This is a genomic window from Bradyrhizobium sp. AZCC 2262 (assembly GCF_036924535.1).
GTDB lineage: Bacteria > Pseudomonadota > Alphaproteobacteria > Rhizobiales > Xanthobacteraceae > Bradyrhizobium.
This window is the reverse complement of the sequence record NZ_JAZHRT010000001.1, coordinates 4,876,176-4,892,794: the sequence shown is the minus strand read 5'-3', so window position 1 is coordinate 4,892,794 and position 16,619 is coordinate 4,876,176. Positions and strand designations below refer to the sequence as shown.

General features: G+C 62.7%; 14 protein-coding genes and 1 pseudogene. 12 read left to right on the top strand and 3 right to left on the bottom strand.

The window, feature by feature from the left end:
• Positions 1-56 precede the first annotated feature (56 nt).
• The 3 genes from V1283_RS23215 (at position 57) to V1283_RS23205 (ending at position 3,139) form a co-directional block, all read left to right on the top strand.
• Positions 57-1,058: a TRAP transporter substrate-binding protein gene (locus V1283_RS23215; protein WP_334388793.1), complete on the top strand. Its 1,002-nt coding sequence runs from the start codon at positions 57-59 to the stop codon at positions 1,056-1,058.
• A 156-nt stretch (positions 1,059-1,214) separates the two neighbouring features.
• Positions 1,215-1,802, top strand: coding sequence for a TRAP transporter small permease (locus V1283_RS23210; protein ID WP_334388792.1), 588 nt, complete (start codon positions 1,215-1,217; stop codon positions 1,800-1,802).
• Positions 1,799-3,139, top strand: a complete 1,341-nt coding sequence (locus tag V1283_RS23205) for a TRAP transporter large permease (RefSeq protein ID WP_334388791.1) — start codon at positions 1,799-1,801, stop codon at positions 3,137-3,139. The genes V1283_RS23210 and V1283_RS23205 overlap by 4 nt, the downstream gene beginning before the upstream one ends.
• A 244-nt stretch (positions 3,140-3,383) precedes the next feature.
• Here the strand turns inward: V1283_RS23205 and V1283_RS23200 are convergent.
• Positions 3,384-4,177: pseudogene (locus tag V1283_RS23200) on the bottom strand (enoyl-CoA hydratase/isomerase family protein).
• A gap of 274 nt (positions 4,178-4,451) precedes the next feature.
• Here V1283_RS23200 and V1283_RS23195 point away from each other — a divergent pair.
• On the top strand, positions 4,452-5,672 hold the full coding sequence (locus V1283_RS23195; protein ID WP_334388790.1) for an NAD(P)/FAD-dependent oxidoreductase: 1,221 nt from the start codon (positions 4,452-4,454) through the stop codon (positions 5,670-5,672).
• Positions 5,673-5,775: 103 nt separating this feature from the next.
• Here V1283_RS23195 and V1283_RS23190 read toward each other — a convergent pair whose 3' ends face one another.
• Positions 5,776-6,696, bottom strand: a complete 921-nt coding sequence (locus V1283_RS23190) for a ribokinase (protein ID WP_334393150.1) — start codon at positions 6,694-6,696, stop codon at positions 5,776-5,778.
• 18 nt (positions 6,697-6,714) lie between these two features.
• Positions 6,715-7,626, bottom strand: a complete 912-nt coding sequence (locus V1283_RS23185; protein WP_334388789.1) for a sugar kinase — start codon at positions 7,624-7,626, stop codon at positions 6,715-6,717.
• Positions 7,627-7,851: 225 nt separating this feature from the next.
• Here V1283_RS23185 and V1283_RS23180 point away from each other — a divergent pair, with 225 nt between their 5' ends.
• The 8 genes from V1283_RS23180 to V1283_RS23145 all read left to right on the top strand — a co-directional run bounded on the left by V1283_RS23180 (position 7,852) and on the right by V1283_RS23145 (position 16,608).
• Entirely contained in the window at positions 7,852-9,111 is a 1,260-nt protein-coding gene (locus V1283_RS23180) for a Glu/Leu/Phe/Val family dehydrogenase (RefSeq protein ID WP_334388788.1), read from the top strand.
• Positions 9,108-9,977 (top strand): VOC family protein, encoded by an 870-nt coding sequence (locus V1283_RS23175; protein ID WP_334388787.1) that lies wholly within the window; start codon positions 9,108-9,110, stop codon positions 9,975-9,977. Before V1283_RS23180 ends, V1283_RS23175 begins: the two co-directional genes overlap by 4 nt.
• A gap of 192 nt (positions 9,978-10,169) precedes the next feature.
• The gene (locus tag V1283_RS23170; protein ID WP_334388786.1) at positions 10,170-10,877 is read left to right on the top strand and encodes a TetR/AcrR family transcriptional regulator; all 708 of its coding nucleotides are present in this window, start codon (positions 10,170-10,172) and stop codon (positions 10,875-10,877) included.
• 221 nt (positions 10,878-11,098) lie between these two features.
• A complete protein-coding gene (locus V1283_RS23165) occupies positions 11,099-11,908 on the top strand; it encodes an ABC transporter permease (protein WP_334388785.1) in 810 nt (269 codons plus the stop codon).
• A gap of 129 nt (positions 11,909-12,037) precedes the next feature.
• Positions 12,038-13,036 (top strand): ABC transporter substrate-binding protein, encoded by a 999-nt coding sequence (locus V1283_RS23160; protein ID WP_442895772.1) that lies wholly within the window; start codon positions 12,038-12,040, stop codon positions 13,034-13,036.
• A 160-nt stretch (positions 13,037-13,196) separates the two neighbouring features.
• A complete protein-coding gene (locus V1283_RS23155; protein WP_334388784.1) occupies positions 13,197-14,045 on the top strand; it encodes an ABC transporter ATP-binding protein in 849 nt (282 codons plus the stop codon).
• An 11-nt stretch (positions 14,046-14,056) separates the two neighbouring features.
• Positions 14,057-15,460, top strand: coding sequence for a hypothetical protein (locus tag V1283_RS23150; protein WP_334388783.1), 1,404 nt, complete (start codon positions 14,057-14,059; stop codon positions 15,458-15,460).
• Positions 15,457-16,608 (top strand): Gfo/Idh/MocA family protein, encoded by a 1,152-nt coding sequence (locus V1283_RS23145; protein WP_334388782.1) that lies wholly within the window; start codon positions 15,457-15,459, stop codon positions 16,606-16,608. The genes V1283_RS23150 and V1283_RS23145 overlap by 4 nt, the downstream gene beginning before the upstream one ends.
• Positions 16,609-16,619: the final 11 nt, after the last annotated feature.

Below are 16,619 nucleotides of genomic sequence, written 5' to 3'. Positions count from 1 at the left end.
TCTCGCTGCCCTGATGGTTTGATTGGGAAAAATCAAACCAACGGGGGAAACGCGTCATGGGGAATCCAGGGAAATCGATATTCGCGGCGATCGCCGCTGCGGTCGTCATGCTCGCTACCGGTGCAGCCGCGCAGGACGCCAAGCATTATCGCTTCGCGCACGACCAGCAACTCAACTCCGGCTACAGCATCGCCTACGACATTTTTTCAGCGAAGCTGAAGGAGTTGAGCAAGGGTACGATGCTGGTCGACCAGTTTCCCGGCGCGCAGCTCGGGCAGGAGCCCCAGCTCCTGCAGCTCGTGAAAGCCGGCGATCTTGATTTCGCGGTCGTGTCATCCGCCAACACGTCGACGATCTCGCCGCAGGCCGGCGTGATGTCGTTGCACTTCCTGTTCCGCTCGGAAGAACACAACATCAAGGCGCTCGGCGACGAGAAGGTGTTCGAAGCCGTTCGCGACATGATCGACAGCACCACGCAGGGCATTCACGCCATCGGCCTCGGCACCCAGGGCTTCCGGAACATGTACGGCAAGAAGGAGGTGCGTAAGCCGGAGGATATGAAGGGCCTGAAGGTCCGCGTTCAGGCGACCGCGACCGAGGACATGATGTTCCCGGCCTACAGCGCCCAGACGGTACACATGCCGTTCGGCAGCGTTTACACCTCGCTGCAAACCGGCGTGGTGGATTTCGGCGAGAACGCGGTCAACGTCTATCTGATCAACAAGCACTATGAAGTCGCGCCGGTGCTGTCGATGACCGGGCACGAGGCCAATAATTGCATCGTGTGGATCAGCGACAAGCTCTGGCAGAGCCTCAGTGACGAGCAGAAGAAGTGGGTGCTTGCCGCCGCGCGGGACGTCAGCGTGCAGGAGCCGAAGCGGGCTTTCGACCTGGAGAACACGGCCGCGACGAAGCTCGAGAAAATGGGCGTCAAGATCGTCAAGGACGTCGACAAGGCGAGCTTCCAGAAGATCGCCGATCCCTATCTCGACAAGCTCGCCAAGGATCTCGGCCCGCACGCCGACAAGATCAAGACGCTGATCCGGGCGATCAATTAGCATTTTATCCGTACGTCGTCCCGGCGAACGCCGGGACCCATACGCCGCGGCCCGTCGGTTGAGCGATCGGTTAGCCGATTTTCCGCAAAACAATTAGCAACTGTGGTTATGGGTCCCTGCGTTCGCAGGGACGACGACAGAGAGTGTGAAGTCAAGATGTCCATTGCCGACAAGCTGGTGCTGCAGCGCCAGCATCATTTGAAGTGGCGGGCGTTCGATCGGCTCGAACTGTTCCTGATGATCGTCTGCGGCGTGCTGTGTTTTGGTTTCTCGCTCTCGGTCACGGCCGATATCGTCACGCGGACCCTCGGCAATCCATGGCTATGGCTGCAGGAAGCCACCTCGACGCTGTTCATCTACGCGATCTTCATCGGCGCCGCGGTCGCCACGCGCCGCAACGATCATCTCTATCTGACGGCGGTCTCCGAGGCGATGCATGGCACGCCGCGGCTGATCGTCGAAATCCTGATCCGCGTCGTGGTGCTCGCTGTGGCGGGGGTTCTGATCTATTACGGCTATATCAACTATCTCAGGGGCTTCGGCAGTTTTCGGCTGCCGTCGAATACGCCGATCGCCTCGCTCTATGCCGCGATCCCGCTGTCCGGCGCACTGATCGCGCTGTTCACCGTCGAGCAACTCGTCAATGGAATCCGCAACGGCTTCGACCATCCCGAGCCGCCGCTTGAGGACGCCAGCGACATTCCGCCGGCCGACACCAGCTTCCGGAACAGGGTGCAGCCGTGAGCGCGCCCGTCATTCTTGGCCTGATGACGTTCTGCTTCCTGTTCTTCGGCTATCTCGGCGTGCCGGTGCCGTTCTCGCTCATGGCCGGGGTTTTCGTCGGCGCGCTGCTTGCCGACGTCTCGCTCGCGGCCATCATGCAGAAGATCTTTGACGGCGTGGATTCCGAAGCGCTGCTGGCGATACCGTTCTTTCTCCTGGTCGGCGAACTCATGAGTTCGGCCAACGTGGTGGTGCGAATAGCGAACCTGTCGCTGTCGCTGGTCGGGCATATCAGGGGCGGGCTCTCGCAGGTCGTGGTCGTCTTCTCGATGTTCTTCTCGGAAATGTCGGGCTCCACCACCGCCGACGTCGCCGTGATGACGCGCGCGCTGGGCGGTCCGATGAAGAAGGAGGGCTACAGTCCCTCCTTCATCGCCGCGATCATCGCCGCCGCTTCCACCATCGCGGCGCTGGTGCCGCCGAGCATCACCGCCGTGGTCTACGGCGCAGTAGGCAACGTCTCGATTGCCGGCCTGTTCATGGCCGGCGTCGTGCCCGGGCTGATGATCGGCTTCGGCCTGATGATCTACTGCTATTTCTTCGGACCGACCGGGATGCGCAGGCCGCGCGCGCCGTTGCGCCAGATCGTGTTCGCGGCAGGTGACGCCGCTCTGCCGCTGATGATCCCTGTCATCCTGCTCGGCGGTATCCTGACCGGCGCCTTCACGCCGACGGAAGCCGGCGTCGTCGCGGTGATCTGGATCATCGCGGTGGTGATCCCCGCGCTCAACCGCGGGCACTTCAAGAACATTCCCTATGATTTTTGCCTGGCTGGGCTGATCTTCTCGTTGCCGCTGATCACGATCGGCGCCGCCAATGCGTTCGGCTGGATGCTGGCCTACCTGCGCGGCGCCTCCGTGATCGCCGACTGGATCATCTCGCTCGCCGGCAACGATCCGCATCTGATCATGCTGTTGCTGGTGCTGCTGTTCACGATAGTCGGCGATTTCATCGAGCCGGTGCCGACCATCATCATCTTCATGCCGCTAGTGAACACGCTGACCCAGGCCGGCGACATCAACGCCGTTCACATGGGCGTCGTGCTGATCGCGACATTGGCATTCGGGCTGATTACGCCGCCATACGGATTGGTGCTGTTGATGGCCTCGAAATTCGTCGGCGTCCCGTTCTCCAAGGCATTACGGGCAGCGCTGCCGATCTATGTGGTATTTCTGGTGACCATCACCTTCACGATCTATTTCCCGAAGGTGGTGCTGTGGCTGCCGAAGCAGGTGATTCCGGAATCGGTCGGTTGCTTCAAGTCGCCGTCAGGGACAGGGTACATTTGTCCGAATTGATCGTCGTCCCTGCGAACGCAGGGACCCATACCGCGTTGTGCTATTGGTTGAAGCGAGACGGCTGACGTCTTCCAAAACAATTGCTGCCGCGGCGTATGGGTCCCTGCGTTCGCAGGGACGACATCGAGAGTGGGGCGACGTTAATCTACCTCCGCAACGCGCCACACATCGCCCGTCCTATCGAACCTGAACGGCGTGCCGTGGCGGAGGCAGATGAAAGAGCGTGACGGTGTCGCCACCGGTCTCACTTCGACTTGCTGGTGAACTTCTTCACAGCAACGCGAAAATCTTCGGTGAGCATGGCGTCGATGATCTTCGCTTCCTCGGCATCGAGTTGTTGCTTGGTCGGCGTAACCGCGGCCTGGTAGACCAGCGACTTGGTGCCTGCGATCGCCCCGGGCGGATTCTGCGCCAGCCGTTCGGCGAATTTGCGCGTCTCGGCCTTCAACTCTGCCGCCGGAACCACGCGGGCGACCAGGCCCATTCATGGGCCTGCTGTGCGGTAAAACTGTCCTCGGCCAAAAATATCTGCAGTGCGCGGCGGATGCCGACGGTGCCGACCATGCCGACCGTGCTGCCGCCATCCGGCGAGACGCCGATCTTGGCGTAGGCCGGCGTGAAGCGGGCGTCATCGGCGGCAATGCAGAGGTCGGTGACGAAGGCCAGCCCCATGCCGGCGCCGGCGGCGGAGCCGTGGACGCTGGAGAGAACGATCTTCGGCATCCGCCGCACCGTCTCGATGAAGGCGTGGTAGTGTTTCAGCAGTTCACCTACCACGGGCGCGACGGTGTCATTGGCGGCGGCTGCTCCAATGGTCTGCAGATCGCCGCCGGCCGAGAAGGCGCGGCCTTCGCCCTCGATCACCAGCACGCGGATATCGTCGTTGCCCTCGACTTCCGCGCCGAGTTGCTCGAGCTTCTGGGCGATCGACAGATTGATGGAGTTGAAGGCCGCGGGCCGGTTCAGGGTGATGGTGGCAATCGGGCCCTCGATCCGGAGCAGGGCGGGCGCGCTGGCGGTATCATCTGATGTCGACATGACAGGACCTCAGGGCAGGGAAAGGGGCGGGCATTTAAATCGCAGAAGGCCAGAGGTGACAATCCCCGATCAAGACAGCAAAATACGGCCCAAACCGGCCTCAGGAGGCCAGAGATGCTCTTGCGTCTCTTCGCGCCATGAGGTCAGATGGGGCCTGTCATCGTTTGGAGTGCGGACACGAGCGCCGCTCCCAGGGGACGAGACAGGCAAGCCAAAATCAGTGGAGAGGAAACAACATGGGTCATTCCCGTGTGCTTGAACGTAGGATGTTCCCATGACGGCAGGACCGGTTGTCATCATCGGCGCGGGCCATGCAGGCTTTCAGCTTGCGATGTCGCTGCGCCAGCACGGCTTTTCCGCACGCGTCGCGCTGTTGAACGATGAAGGCCATCTGCCATACCAGCGGCCGCCGCTATCCAAGGCCTACCTGAAGGGGACCGGCGGACCCGACAGCCTGATGTTCCGGCCGGAAAAATTCTATTCCGACCAGAACATCGATCTGATCTCCGATCGCGCGGTGTCGATCGATCGCGTAGCGCGCAAGGTGTTGCTCGCCTCCGGCGCTTCGCTCGATTACGGCCATTTGGTGCTGGCGACCGGCGCGCGCAACCGTCTGCTCGATATTCCCAACGCCAATCTCGACAGCGTGCGCTATTTGCGGACGCTCGACGAAAGCCAGTCGTTGCGCGACTACATCGCTCCGGGGCAGCGCGTCATCGTGATCGGCGCCGGATTCATCGGCCTGGAATTCGCGGCGACCGCCCGGGCCAAGGGCCTCGAGGTCGACGTCATCGAGCTCGCGCCGCGGGTGATGGCGCGCGCGGTGACCGCGGAAATCTCGGAACACTTTCAGTCGCGGCACGCCGCGGCCGGTATCCGGATTCATCTCGGGGTGCAGGTCACAAGCATCGAGAGCGACGGCAGCACGGTCACCGGTGTAAGCCTCAGCGACGGGCGGCATATCAAGGCCGATCTGATCGTGGTCGGCGTCGGCGTCCTGCCCAATGTCGAATTGGCGGCGGAGGCAGGGCTGAAGGTCGCGGCCGGCATCGTGGTCGACGAGCATCTGCTGACCTCCGATCCGAACATCTCGGCGATCGGCGATTGCGCGCTTTACGAAAGCCCGCGGTTCGGTGGCTCGTTGCGGCTGGAGTCGGTGCAGAACGCTACCGAACACGCGCGTTGCGTCGCGGCCCGGCTGACCGGCGATGCCAAGCCCTATGACGGCTTGCCCTGGTTCTGGAGCGATCAGGGCCCTGACAAGCTGCAGATGGTGGGGCTCACCACCGGCTACGACCGCGTGGTGGTGCGCGGCGATCGTGCCGCGGGCGCATTCTCCGCTTTTTGCTACAAGGCCGGACAACTCGTCGGCATCGAGTCAGTCAACCGCGCTGGCGACCACATGTTCGGACGGCGCCTGCTTGCCGCCAACGGCTCGATCACACCCGAGCAGGCGGCCGACAGCAGCTTCGACCTGAAGAGCGCGCTTGGTTGAGGCTCCGTAGGGTGGGCAAAGCGAAGCGTGCCCACCATCTCGCAGCGAGTTCGGTGATAGATGGTGGGCACGTCGCTATCGCTCCTTTGCCCACCCTACGAAGTCAGGCGCGTTTTGCCAGTATCTCATCCACTTCCGCCGCCATCGGCATCGATGGCGCAGCGCCCATCCGCTGCACGGAGATCGATGCCGCCGCATTTGCGTAGTTGAGCGCGTCGCGGATGGCCGTGCCGCCCGCCAACTGCGCGGCGAGGGCGCCGACAAAGCAGTCACCGGCGCCGGTCGTATCCACGGCCTTCACCGCGCGTCCGGCAATCATCAATGCCTCGCCGCCGACAAGCGCAAGCACGCCACGCCTGCCCAAGGTGACGCAGATGATTCCGTTCGTGCCTGTTTGTAGGCGCCTCGCCGCCTCGACGAAGCGATCAGGCGCGTCGCCATCGTGAAGCTCGGTATGCGCAAGAAACCCCAACTCGGTCTCATTGAGGATCAGTATATCGACGAGGTCGAGCAACTCCGGGCCACAGGCGATGGCCGGCGCCGGATTGAGGATCGTGGTCGCGCCGGCCGCCCGCGCGCGCTCGAAAAACGCGGCGATCGTAGCTTGCGGAATTTCGAATTGGCTGACAGCGACATCACCCTTGGCGAGCACGGGAGCGGCAACATCGTCCGCACTGACGAGCGCGTTGGCGCCAGGCACGACCACGATGGTGTTGTCGGCGTCGGCGATGGTGATGATGGCCGTTCCGCTATGGGTCCCGGCGGTGTCCTTGACGAGCGCGAGGTCGACGCCTTGCGCGGCGAGGAATGTCCGCAATTGCTGGCCGAAGGCATCTGTGCCCAGCCGGCCGATCAGCGCGGTCGATGCACCCAGCTTCGCCGCGGCGACCGCCTGGTTCGCACCCTTGCCGCCCGGAAAATAATGCACGGCGTTGCCGGCGACGGTCTCGCCGACCCTGGGATGCCGGCTGGCTGTCGCCACCACATCCATGTTGATGCTGCCGGCGACGAAGACGCGCCCCAAATTGCTTCTCAAGGATGCCTAATCCCAAAATTCCTTCTTACGCCCGATCTGGAACTCCTGCTTGACGGCATCGATATCGGCAAGCGCCGGCAATCCAGCCTCGTTGCCGAGGCGCTGGATCTTATAGGTCGAGGCCGCGCGCGCAAACTCGAAATGGTCCTGCCAGCCTTTCGAGGGATTGTTGAGATACGAAAACACGTAAGCGCCATGAAATACGTCACCGGCGCCGTTGGTATCGATCACGCGCTCGCCTGCGATTGGCAGCGCCGGTAGCTTGCGGACCGCACCGGTCTCGTCATACCAGAGCAGGCCCTGTTCGCCCATGGTGACGCCGCCGACCCGGCAGCCGCGGCTCTTGAGATAGTCCAGCATCGCGTTCGGCGTCTTGTCCATCTGCTCGCACAGCCGCTCGGCCACGATGGCGACGTCTATGAACTCCAACAGCTCGTGCGTGTTGGTGCGCAGGCCGCCGCCGTCGAGCGAGGTCAGAATGCCATCCTCGCGGCATAGTTTTGCGTAGTGGATCGCGGCATCCGGCTGATGGCCATCGACATGCAGCGCGCGGCAGCCCTTCAAATTCAGCATCGGAAAGGGATGGATATGCTCGTCGTCGCGGCAGCGCACGATGGCGCGCTTGCCGTCCTTTGGCATGATGAAGGACAGCGAGGAGGAATTGACCTTGCGCGGATGGATCGAGATTCCGTATTTCGCCGCCATGTCCTGAAACATGCGGCCGAGCCAGTCGTTGGCGATGGTCGCGATCAGGTCGGGCACGATGCCGAGCTTGGCGCAGCAGAACGCCGCGGTGACGGCATTGCCGCCAAAGGACACCGCGTAGGCGGAGGCCACATGTTTTTCGTCGCCGGTCGGCATGTGGTCGGTGATGAAGGTGACGTCGATATAGGTCTGTCCGATGAAGAGGGCCTGCATTCGTTTTCCGTCATGAGCTGATGGGTGATCCCGGCCCGGCGCGCTACATTAGCACTGGTTATCGAATGCATTCGCTGAAATTATTCGCAACCGTGCCGTCTTTGCAGCTTGAGATGGGAGTATAGAGGAGACTGCGACCGTCCTTAAGGGGGCTGGGGCATACCGTCGTATAACGGCTGACGGCCGTCCGGGTTTCCCAGCAACGCGACAAAAGTGGAGGAAATGATGACCGTTTATTCCGGTCCGGTGTTCGACATGGCGGTGAACCAGTTTGGTGTGATCGCCAACCATCTCGAAATCCCGATGGACGAACGCGACCGTATCCTGATGCCGAAGCGAGCCATCACCGTTTCCTGTCCGATTCACCGCGATGACGGCACGGTCGCAGTGTTCGAAGGCTACCGGGTGCAGCATCACCTCACCCTCGGCCCGACCAAGGGGGGAACGCGATTCGCGCCCTCCGTCGACATCGGCGAAGTTGCAGCACTTGCGATCTGGATGAGCTGGAAATGCGCGCTGGTCGGGCTGCCTTACGGCGGCGCCAAGGGCGGCGTCAATGTCGATCTCTCCACCATCTCCAAACGCGAACTGGAAGCGCTGTCGCGGCGCTACATGCAGGAGATGATTCCCTTCGTCGGCCCGCACACCGACGTGATGGCGCCGGACATGGGCACCAATGAGCAGGTGATGGCCTGGTTCATGGACACCTATTCGATGTACCAGGGCCAAACCGTGACCGAGATCGTCACCGGCAAGCCGGTATCGTCGGGCGGCACGCTTGGCCGCCGCGAAGCGACCGGTCGCGGTGTGGCCTATCTCGCCAGGCGCGTGCTGAAGGAGCTGTCGATCAATCCAGGCACCGCCACGGCCGTCATCCAGGGCTTTGGCAATGTCGGCTCCTATGCCGCGCTGGAGCTGCATCAATACGGGTTGAAGATCGTCGCGGTCAGCGATCACACCGGCGCGCTGCACGATCCGGCCGGGCTCGATATTCCCGCGTTGATGCGGCACGCGGGCGCGCATGGCAGCATCGCCGGTTACTCCAACCAGTTGGCCTTCGATCCCGAGCAAATCCTGACGCTGCCCTGCGACGTGCTGGTGCCGGCGGCGATGGAGCGGGTGATCGACGCGAAGGTCGCGGAAAACCTGAAATGCCGGGTGCTGGCCGAGGGCGCCAATGGCCCGACCACGCCGGATGCCGATCTGGTACTGGAAAAGCGCCAGGGCGAAGTGTTCCTGATTCCCGACATTCTCTGCAATTCCGGCGGCGTCGTGGTCAGCTACTTCGAGTGGGTGCAGGACCTGCAACAATTGTTCTGGGAGGAAGAGGAGGTGACGCGGCGCGAATATGCGATTCTCGATCGTGCCTTCGATCAGATGGTGCAGCGTGCCAATGCCGACACGATTCCGCATCGCACCGCAGCGATGGCGATCGGCGTGGAAAAGGTCCGCGCTGCCAAGAACACGCGAGGCCTCTTCCCGTGATCACCGGCCTCGATCACGTCGTCGTTCTCACCGGCGACATCAACGCGGCGGCCGCCGCCTACCAGACCTTGTTTGCCCGTGCACCGGCCTGGCAGTACGGCGGCGACGGCGCCGACCGCGTTCTGTTCACGCTCGATAACACGACGCTGGAATTGGTGGCGCCGAGCGGCGAGGGCGCGAATGCGGACCGTATTCGCGCGGTGTTTGCCGCAGAAGGCGAGGGGCTGGCGAGTATCTGCTTCCGAACCAGCGACATCGCCAAGACGCACCACAGACTCGATCGGCTGACGCTGAAGCCGGAGCCCGTTGCCGAGGTCGAAAGCCGCGACGCGATCTCAGGTGCGACGCTCACCTGGAAGCGCACGCGGACGGCCGCGGAGGCCACGCGCGGCGTGCGCCTGTTCTTCCTCGAGCGGGACAAGGAGCGCCCGCTCTCGGTCCCAACGAGCGTCGGATCGATCATGGCGATGGACCATGTCGTGGTCTCGACGTCGGACCCCGAACGCGCAGCCGCCCTCTATGGTGCGCGGCTCGGCCTCGACATGGCGCTCGACCGATCGCACCCCGATTGGGGCCGGCTGATGTTCTTCCGCTGCGGCGACTTGATTGTCGAGGTTACGCACCGGCCGGGCAAGGAGACGGATACGTCGCCGGACAAACTTCAGGACCGGCTGCGCGGCCTGTGCTGGCGCGTCGCCGACATCGACGCCACCCATGCGCGGCTGACTCAGGCCGGTGTCGACGTCTCGGAAGTCCGCACCGGCCGCAAGCCGGGGACGCGGGTGATGACGGTGCGCAGCGGCACGTGCGGCGTGCCGACCCTGCTGGTGCAGCCGTCGGCTGGGAAGCCAACCGCTGCCGACTGACCCAGCCGTCATTGCCTGCGACAAACGCGAAGCGTTTGCGCAAGGGAGCGCCAGCGACGAAGCAATCCATCTTGCTTTGTGGCCTCTGGATTGCTTCGCTGGCGCTCGCAATGACGGGGATAATGCATCCCACGTTCTCAAACGCTTCCCTGCATGCTACAGCTTGCCTGATGCAATCATCGGGCGACTAATTTGGCAAAGGCAAAACGCGTTCAGAAATGGCAGCGCGACCCCGAGGGGATGCGGCTTCGCATTCTCGAGGCCGCCAAGCAGGAATTCGCCGCCCATGGCCTGGCCGGCGCACGCGTCGACCGCATTGCGGCAAACGCCGGCGCCAACAAGCGCATGCTGTACTACCACGTCGGCAACAAGGAAGACCTCTATCTCGCGGTGCTGGAAGGCGCCTATGACAAGATCCGTTCCGAGGAGCGCGAACTCGATCTCGAACATCTCGATCCGCCCGAGGCGATCGAACGGCTGATCGACTTCACCTGGAACTACTTCCTCCGCAACCCGGAATTTCTGGCGCTGCTCAACACCGAAAATCTCGCCAAGGCCCGCCATCTGAAGCGCTCCACCAAGGTCAAATCGATGCATTCGCCGTTCGTCGAGATGATCCGCACCGTGGTGACGCGCGGTGTCGAAAGCGGCGATTTTCGCGTTGCCGTCGATCCGGTCCAGCTTTACATCTCGATCGCCGCGCTGTGCTTCTTCTATCTCTCCAACAGCGCCACTCTCTCCGTGATCTTCGGCCGCGACCTCCTGAAGAAGGAGGCGAGGGACGAACGTCTCGCCCACATGGTGGCGCTGGTGCTGGCGGCGCTGACGGGAAAGTCGACCGCGGATTTCGGCAAGCCGGCATTATCAGGCGTGCGGTCCCCGGCGCATCAGCCGGTTTGATTCTGTCGTCCCGGCGAACGCCGGGACCCATACGCCGCGGCCTTTCGATTTGAGGCGGTAGTCCTTGATCTTACTCTGACAATTGACGCCGGTGGCTATGGGTTCCTGCTTTCGCAGGAACGACGGCGGCAGTCGCAAATTGCAGCGCCAAAACCCGCTTGCCAGTATTTATCCAACGGGTTAATTTCTTCCCCGAAAAAGACGATCACAGGGAGCGGGATGTGGCGGAGCTGAAGCGCGAGAGTGGCGTGTCGAAAGCGCTGAATGCTGCGTGGGTGCGGCCGTTTTTGTTCCTGCTGTTCATCGTGGTGGCCTGGGACCTCACCATCCGCCTGTTCCAGATTCCGGCCTACCAGATCCCCGCGCCCGGCGATGTCGTGGCGGTGCTGCGGACGGAGTGGCCGGAACTGTTGCGGCAGGCCTGGCCGACCACCTACGCCACCATCTGCGGCTTTCTGCTGTCAGCGCTGTTCGGCATTCCCGTCGCCATGCTGATCGCGGGCTCGAAGACGGTGGAAAGCTACGTCTATCCGCTGCTGGTGTTCTCTCAATCGGTGCCGAAAATCGCGATCGCGCCGCTGTTCGTGGTGTGGTTCGGCTTCGGCATCATCCCGAAGGTGATCTCGGCGTTCCTGCTGGGGTTTTTCCCCGTCGTGGTGTCGGCGGTGCAGGGCTTCAAATCGGTCGACCCTGACATGGTCGATCTCGCCCGCGCCATGCAGGGTAGCCGTTTCCGCGTGTTCTGCGCCGTCAACCTGCCGCATGCGATGCCGGCTATCTTTTCGGGGCTGAAAGTCTCGATCACGCTGGCGGTGGTCGGTGCCGTGGTCGGCGAGTTCGTCGGCTCCAATTCCGGCATCGGCTACGTGATGCAGCGCTCGATCGGAACGTTCGATCTGCCGACGATGTTTGCCGCGCTGGTGATCCTGGCGCTGCTCGGCGTGGTTCTGTTCTGGGTCGTCGACCGCATCGAGCGTCTCGTGATCCCCTGGCATGTCAGCCAGCGCGACGACATCATTTTTGCTTCGTAAAGATTTATTACTGGAAACACCAACAGATGACGTCATTGCGAGCGCAGCGAAGCAATCCATAGCGCCGCAAGTGGAGGAATGGATTGCTTCGCTTCGCTCGCAATGACGAAGCAAAACGGGAGGAAGACAATGATGCGAACGACAGCGGCGATCTCCGCCGCCTTGATCTGGACTGCGCTTTCGGTGCTTCCGGCATCGGCAGCAGACAAGGTCGTGCTGATGCTGAACTGGTACGTCTATGGCGAGCACGCGCCGTTCTATTATGGCAAGGCCAAGGGCATCTATGCCGCCGAGGGCATCGACCTCGAAATCCAGGAAGGCCGCGGCTCGGCGGCGACCACGCAGGCGGTAGCGGCGAAGACCGCCAATTTCGGCTATGTCGACGTGCCCACCATGATGCGCGCCGCGGTGAAGGGTGCGCCGATCACCGCCACCGGCGTGCTGCTGCAGACCAGCCCGATGTCGGCAATGGGGTTTGTCGAAAAGAACATCAAGAAGCCCGAGGACATCAAGGGCAAGACGGTGGCGATCACGCCGGCTGACTCGATGACGCAGATCTGGCCACTGTTCCTGAAGAAGACCGGCCTCAAGGAAAGCGACTTCCAGACGGTCGCCGGTGACGGCCAGACCAAGCTGAACGCCGTCATCAACGGCCAGGCTGACCTTCTGCTCGGCTATGTCATGGACCAGTCGATGAAGATCAAGGACGCCACCGGCAAGGACGTGAATGCCATCAAGTTCGCCGACTACGGCATCAACATGGTCTGCTCGGGCGTCGTCGCCAACACCGACTTCGTCAAGGCCAATGCCGATCTCGTCAAGCGCTTCATGTCGGCGACGACGAAAGCAGTCGAAGCCGCCGAGAAGGATCCGAAAGGCGCCGCGCAGTCGATCCTCGACGCCAACCCGAAGGGCGGCAAGATCGAAACGCTGACGCAGGGGTTTGAGCTGACGATCCCGCTCTACCGCACGCCGGAAACCAGGAACAAGCGGCCGTTCCAGGTCACCGATCAGAACATGACCGATACGGTCAATCTGATGGTCGAATATGGCGGGTTGGATGCCAAGGCCAAGGATAATCCGAAGGCGTTTTACACCAACGACTACCTGCCGCAGGGCGGTTCGTGAGCAGACTAATGACGTATCTATCGTCGTCCCTGCGAACGCAGGGACCCATAGCCACCGGCCTGCATTGTTGCAGAAGGTCTCTACCCCCGTGCCCGAACCGAAGGGCACGGCGTATGGGTCCCTGCGTTCGCAGGGACGACGGGTGGAGGGGGCCTTTCTCATGAACCCCGCGACCAAACCATCCGACTTCGGCGCACCGGGCGCGCATCTGCGCCTGGTGTCGGATCGTACCGGCGGCGCGGCGTCGGGCATCACGCTGTCGGGCGTCTCGAAAACCTATCGCTCGCGCGACGGCGATGTGCCGTCGCTGCGGCCGCTGGATTTCCACATCAACGAAGGCGAGTTCTTTGTCGTGGTCGGCCCGTCCGGCTGCGGCAAGTCCACGCTGCTGAAGATGATTTCGGGCCTGCTCCCGCCTTCGACCGGTGAGATTCTCGTCGAAGGCGAGCAAGTTACAAAACCGCACGGTAATGTCGGCATCGTGTTCCAGAACGCGCTGCTGCTGCCATGGCGCAACATCCTTTCCAACGTAATGCTGCCGATCGACATGAAGAAGCTGCCGCGCGACGAATATCTGCCGCGGGCGAAAGCGCTGCTAAAGCTGGTTGGCCTCGAAGGGTTCGAGAAGAAACTGCCCTGGCAGCTTTCGGGCGGCATGCAGCAGCGCGCTTCGATCTGCCGAGCGCTGGTGCACGATCCCAAGATCATGCTGATGGACGAGCCGTTCGGCGCGCTCGACGCCATGACGCGCGAGAGGATGAATGTCGAGCTGATGCGCATTCAGCGCGAGACCGGCAAGACCGTCTTGCTGATCACGCATTCTATACCGGAAGCCGTGTTCCTCGCCGACCGCGTGCTGGTCATGACCGAGCGTCCCGGCGCGATCGCGGCGATCTACGACGTGCCGCTGCCGCGCCCGCGCTCGCTGGACGCGATGGCTGATCCCGCCTTCACCGAACTGGTGCAGCGGATACGCAAGCATTTCTTCACCCAAAGTGCGCTGGACTGAAAGCTGGCTTGATGCCGTATCGCTTGGCCGTAAAGGACATTGCCTTCTTTGAGCGTCCGGTCAGCTTCGCCCGGCCGTTCCGGTTCGGCGCGGTCGTCATCAACGCGACGCCGCAGGCCTTTGTGCGCGTCGAGATCGAGGTCGAAGGTAAGGGTACGGCCACTGGCGCCGGCGCCGAATTCCTGGTGCCAAAATGGTTCGATAAGCGGCCGCAGCTGGCGCCCGAAGAAACGGTTACCGAGCTGCGGCGCTCGCTGTTGATCGCGCGAAATATTTATCTGACGCATTCCGGCTTCGAGACGGCGTTCGGCCTGCATGCCGCCTGTATCGGCGCGCAGATCGAGGCCTGCGGCACGGAAGACATTCCGCCGCTGGCCGCGGCCTACGGACCAGCCGAAATCGACAAGGCGATCCTGGATGCGCTGCTGCGCTGTATTGGGACCAACTTCTTTGATGGTATGGCGGCCAATGTCGCCGGCATCGATGCGCGGTTGTCGCGCGATCTGACTGATGTCGACGCGCCGCAGTTTCTTGCGAGCCGCAGGCGGCGGGAGCGCGTGGCGATCCGGCACACGGTCGGCATGGACGACAAGGTCGAAGGCGAGGGCGGTGTCGCCGACATCAGAGAAAACGCCGGGGCGCGCTATTTCAAGCTCAAGCTCAACGGCGATCCCGCACACGATGCGGATCGCCTGATCAGGATCGGCAAGGAACTCGCCACGCTGCCCTACGACTATCGCGTGACGCTCGACGCCAATGAACAATATGCCGACCTCGCTGCTTTGAGCGCGCTGGTCGACCGGCTCGACCGCGAGGCGGTGTTGCGGCCGATCACGGCAAAGCTCTTGTATATCGAACAGCCGATGCCGCGCGACATCACCCGCCAATCGCCGCTCGGCGCGCTGGCACGTCGCGATTTCATCGTCGACGAGGCTGACGACTCCTACGATGCGTTTCCGATCGCGCGGGCGCTCGGCTATCGCGGTATCTCCTCGAAATCCTGCAAGGGCATCTACAAGTCGGTGATCAACGCGACCCGCGCGGCCAAATGGAGCGCCGCCGGCGAAAAATGCTTCGTCGCGGGCGAGGACTTGACCTGCCAGGCGGGATTGGCGGTGCAGCAGGATCTGGCGCTCGGCGCGCTGATCGGCGTCACCCATGCCGAGCGCAACGGCCATCATTACGTCGACGGTTTTGGCGACACGCCCGCTACTGAGGCAGAGGCATTTTTGTCCGCGCATCCCGATCTCTACGCGCGCGATGGCAACAAAATTCGGCTCGCGATCCATGACGGCGATCTCCTGACGGGATCGCTGACGGCACCGGGCTTCGCCACTTCAGTACATCCAGACTGGTCGGCGATGTCGCCGCTCGAGCAGCCCACAGCCAGAATTCCTTTGGAGAAAGCAGTATGACGACCAAACGCCTCGGCCTGATCATGAACGGTGTGACGGGCCGGATGGGGCTCAACCAGCACCTGATCCGCTCCATCATCGCGATCCGCGACCAGGGCGGCGTGCTGCTGTCCAACGGCGACCGCATGCTGCCTGATCCGATCCTGATCGGCCGCGACGCCGACAAAGTCGAGCGCCTTGCCAAGCGCTTCAACGTCGAGCGCTGGTCGACCGATCTCGACAAGGCGCTGGCCGCGAAGGACGATACGATCTTCTTCGACGCGGCCACCACGCAGGCGCGTCCCTCGCTGCTGACCAAGGCGATCAACGCCGGCAAGCATGTCTATTGCGAAAAGCCGATTGCGACCAATCTGGACGAGGCGGTTGCGGTGCTGCGGCTCGCCAACGCCAAGGGGCTCAAGCACGGCACGGTTCAGGACAAGCTGTTTTTGCCGGGCCTGAAGAAACTCGCCTTCCTGCGCGATTCCGGTTTTTTCGGGCGCATGCTCTCGGTGCGTGGCGAGTTCGGCTATTGGGTGTTCGAAGGCGGCTGGCAGGAGGCGCAGCGGCCGTCGTGGAACTATCGCAGCGAGGACGGCGGCGGCATCATCCTCGACATGGTCTGTCACTGGCGCTACGTGCTCGACAATCTCTTCGGCGAGGTCGAGAGCATCTCCTGTCTCGGCACGACAGATATCCCCGAACGTTTCGACGAGAAGGGCAAGAAGTACACGGCGACCGCCGATGACTCCGCCTACGCCACCTTCCGCCTCAAGGGCGGCGTGATCGCGCATATCAACATGAGCTGGGTGACGCGGGTCTACCGCGACGACCTCGTGACTTTCCAGGTCGACGGCACCCACGGCTCGGCGGTGGCGGGCTTGACCGATTGCGTGATCCAGGCCCGGCAGGCGACGCCACGGCCGGTATGGAATCCGGACGAGAAGCGCACCCATGATTTCTACGCCGACTGGCAGAAGGTTCCGGAAAACGTCGTCTACGACAACGGTTTCAAGGAGCAGTGGGAGATGTTCATCCGCCACGTCTGCGAGGATGCGCCCTACAAGTTCACGCTGCTGGAAGGCGCCAAGGGCGTGCAGCTTGCCGAATGCGCGTTGCAGAGCTGGCGCGAGCGGCGCTGGATCGACGTCGCCCCGATCAAGGTGTGAGGAGGCCTAGC

Excerpts from the sequence above, each read along its gene's own strand:
- V1283_RS23215 (WP_334388793.1), top strand. The coding sequence starts at position 57 with ATGGGGAATCCAGGGAAATCGATATTCGCGGCGATCGCCGCTGCGGTC.
- V1283_RS23210 (WP_334388792.1), top strand. The coding sequence starts at position 1,215 with ATGTCCATTGCCGACAAGCTGGTGCTGCAGCGCCAGCATCATTTGAAG.
- V1283_RS23195 (WP_334388790.1), top strand. The coding sequence starts at position 4,452 with ATGACGGCAGGACCGGTTGTCATCATCGGCGCGGGCCATGCAGGCTTT.
- V1283_RS23185 (WP_334388789.1), bottom strand. The coding sequence starts at position 7,626 with ATGCAGGCCCTCTTCATCGGACAGACCTATATCGACGTCACCTTCATC.
- V1283_RS23180 (WP_334388788.1), top strand. The coding sequence starts at position 7,852 with ATGACCGTTTATTCCGGTCCGGTGTTCGACATGGCGGTGAACCAGTTT.
- V1283_RS23160 (WP_442895772.1), top strand. The coding sequence starts at position 12,038 with ATGATGCGAACGACAGCGGCGATCTCCGCCGCCTTGATCTGGACTGCG.
- V1283_RS23155 (WP_334388784.1), top strand. The coding sequence starts at position 13,197 with ATGAACCCCGCGACCAAACCATCCGACTTCGGCGCACCGGGCGCGCAT.
- V1283_RS23150 (WP_334388783.1), top strand. The coding sequence starts at position 14,057 with ATGCCGTATCGCTTGGCCGTAAAGGACATTGCCTTCTTTGAGCGTCCG.
- V1283_RS23145 (WP_334388782.1), top strand. The coding sequence starts at position 15,457 with ATGACGACCAAACGCCTCGGCCTGATCATGAACGGTGTGACGGGCCGG.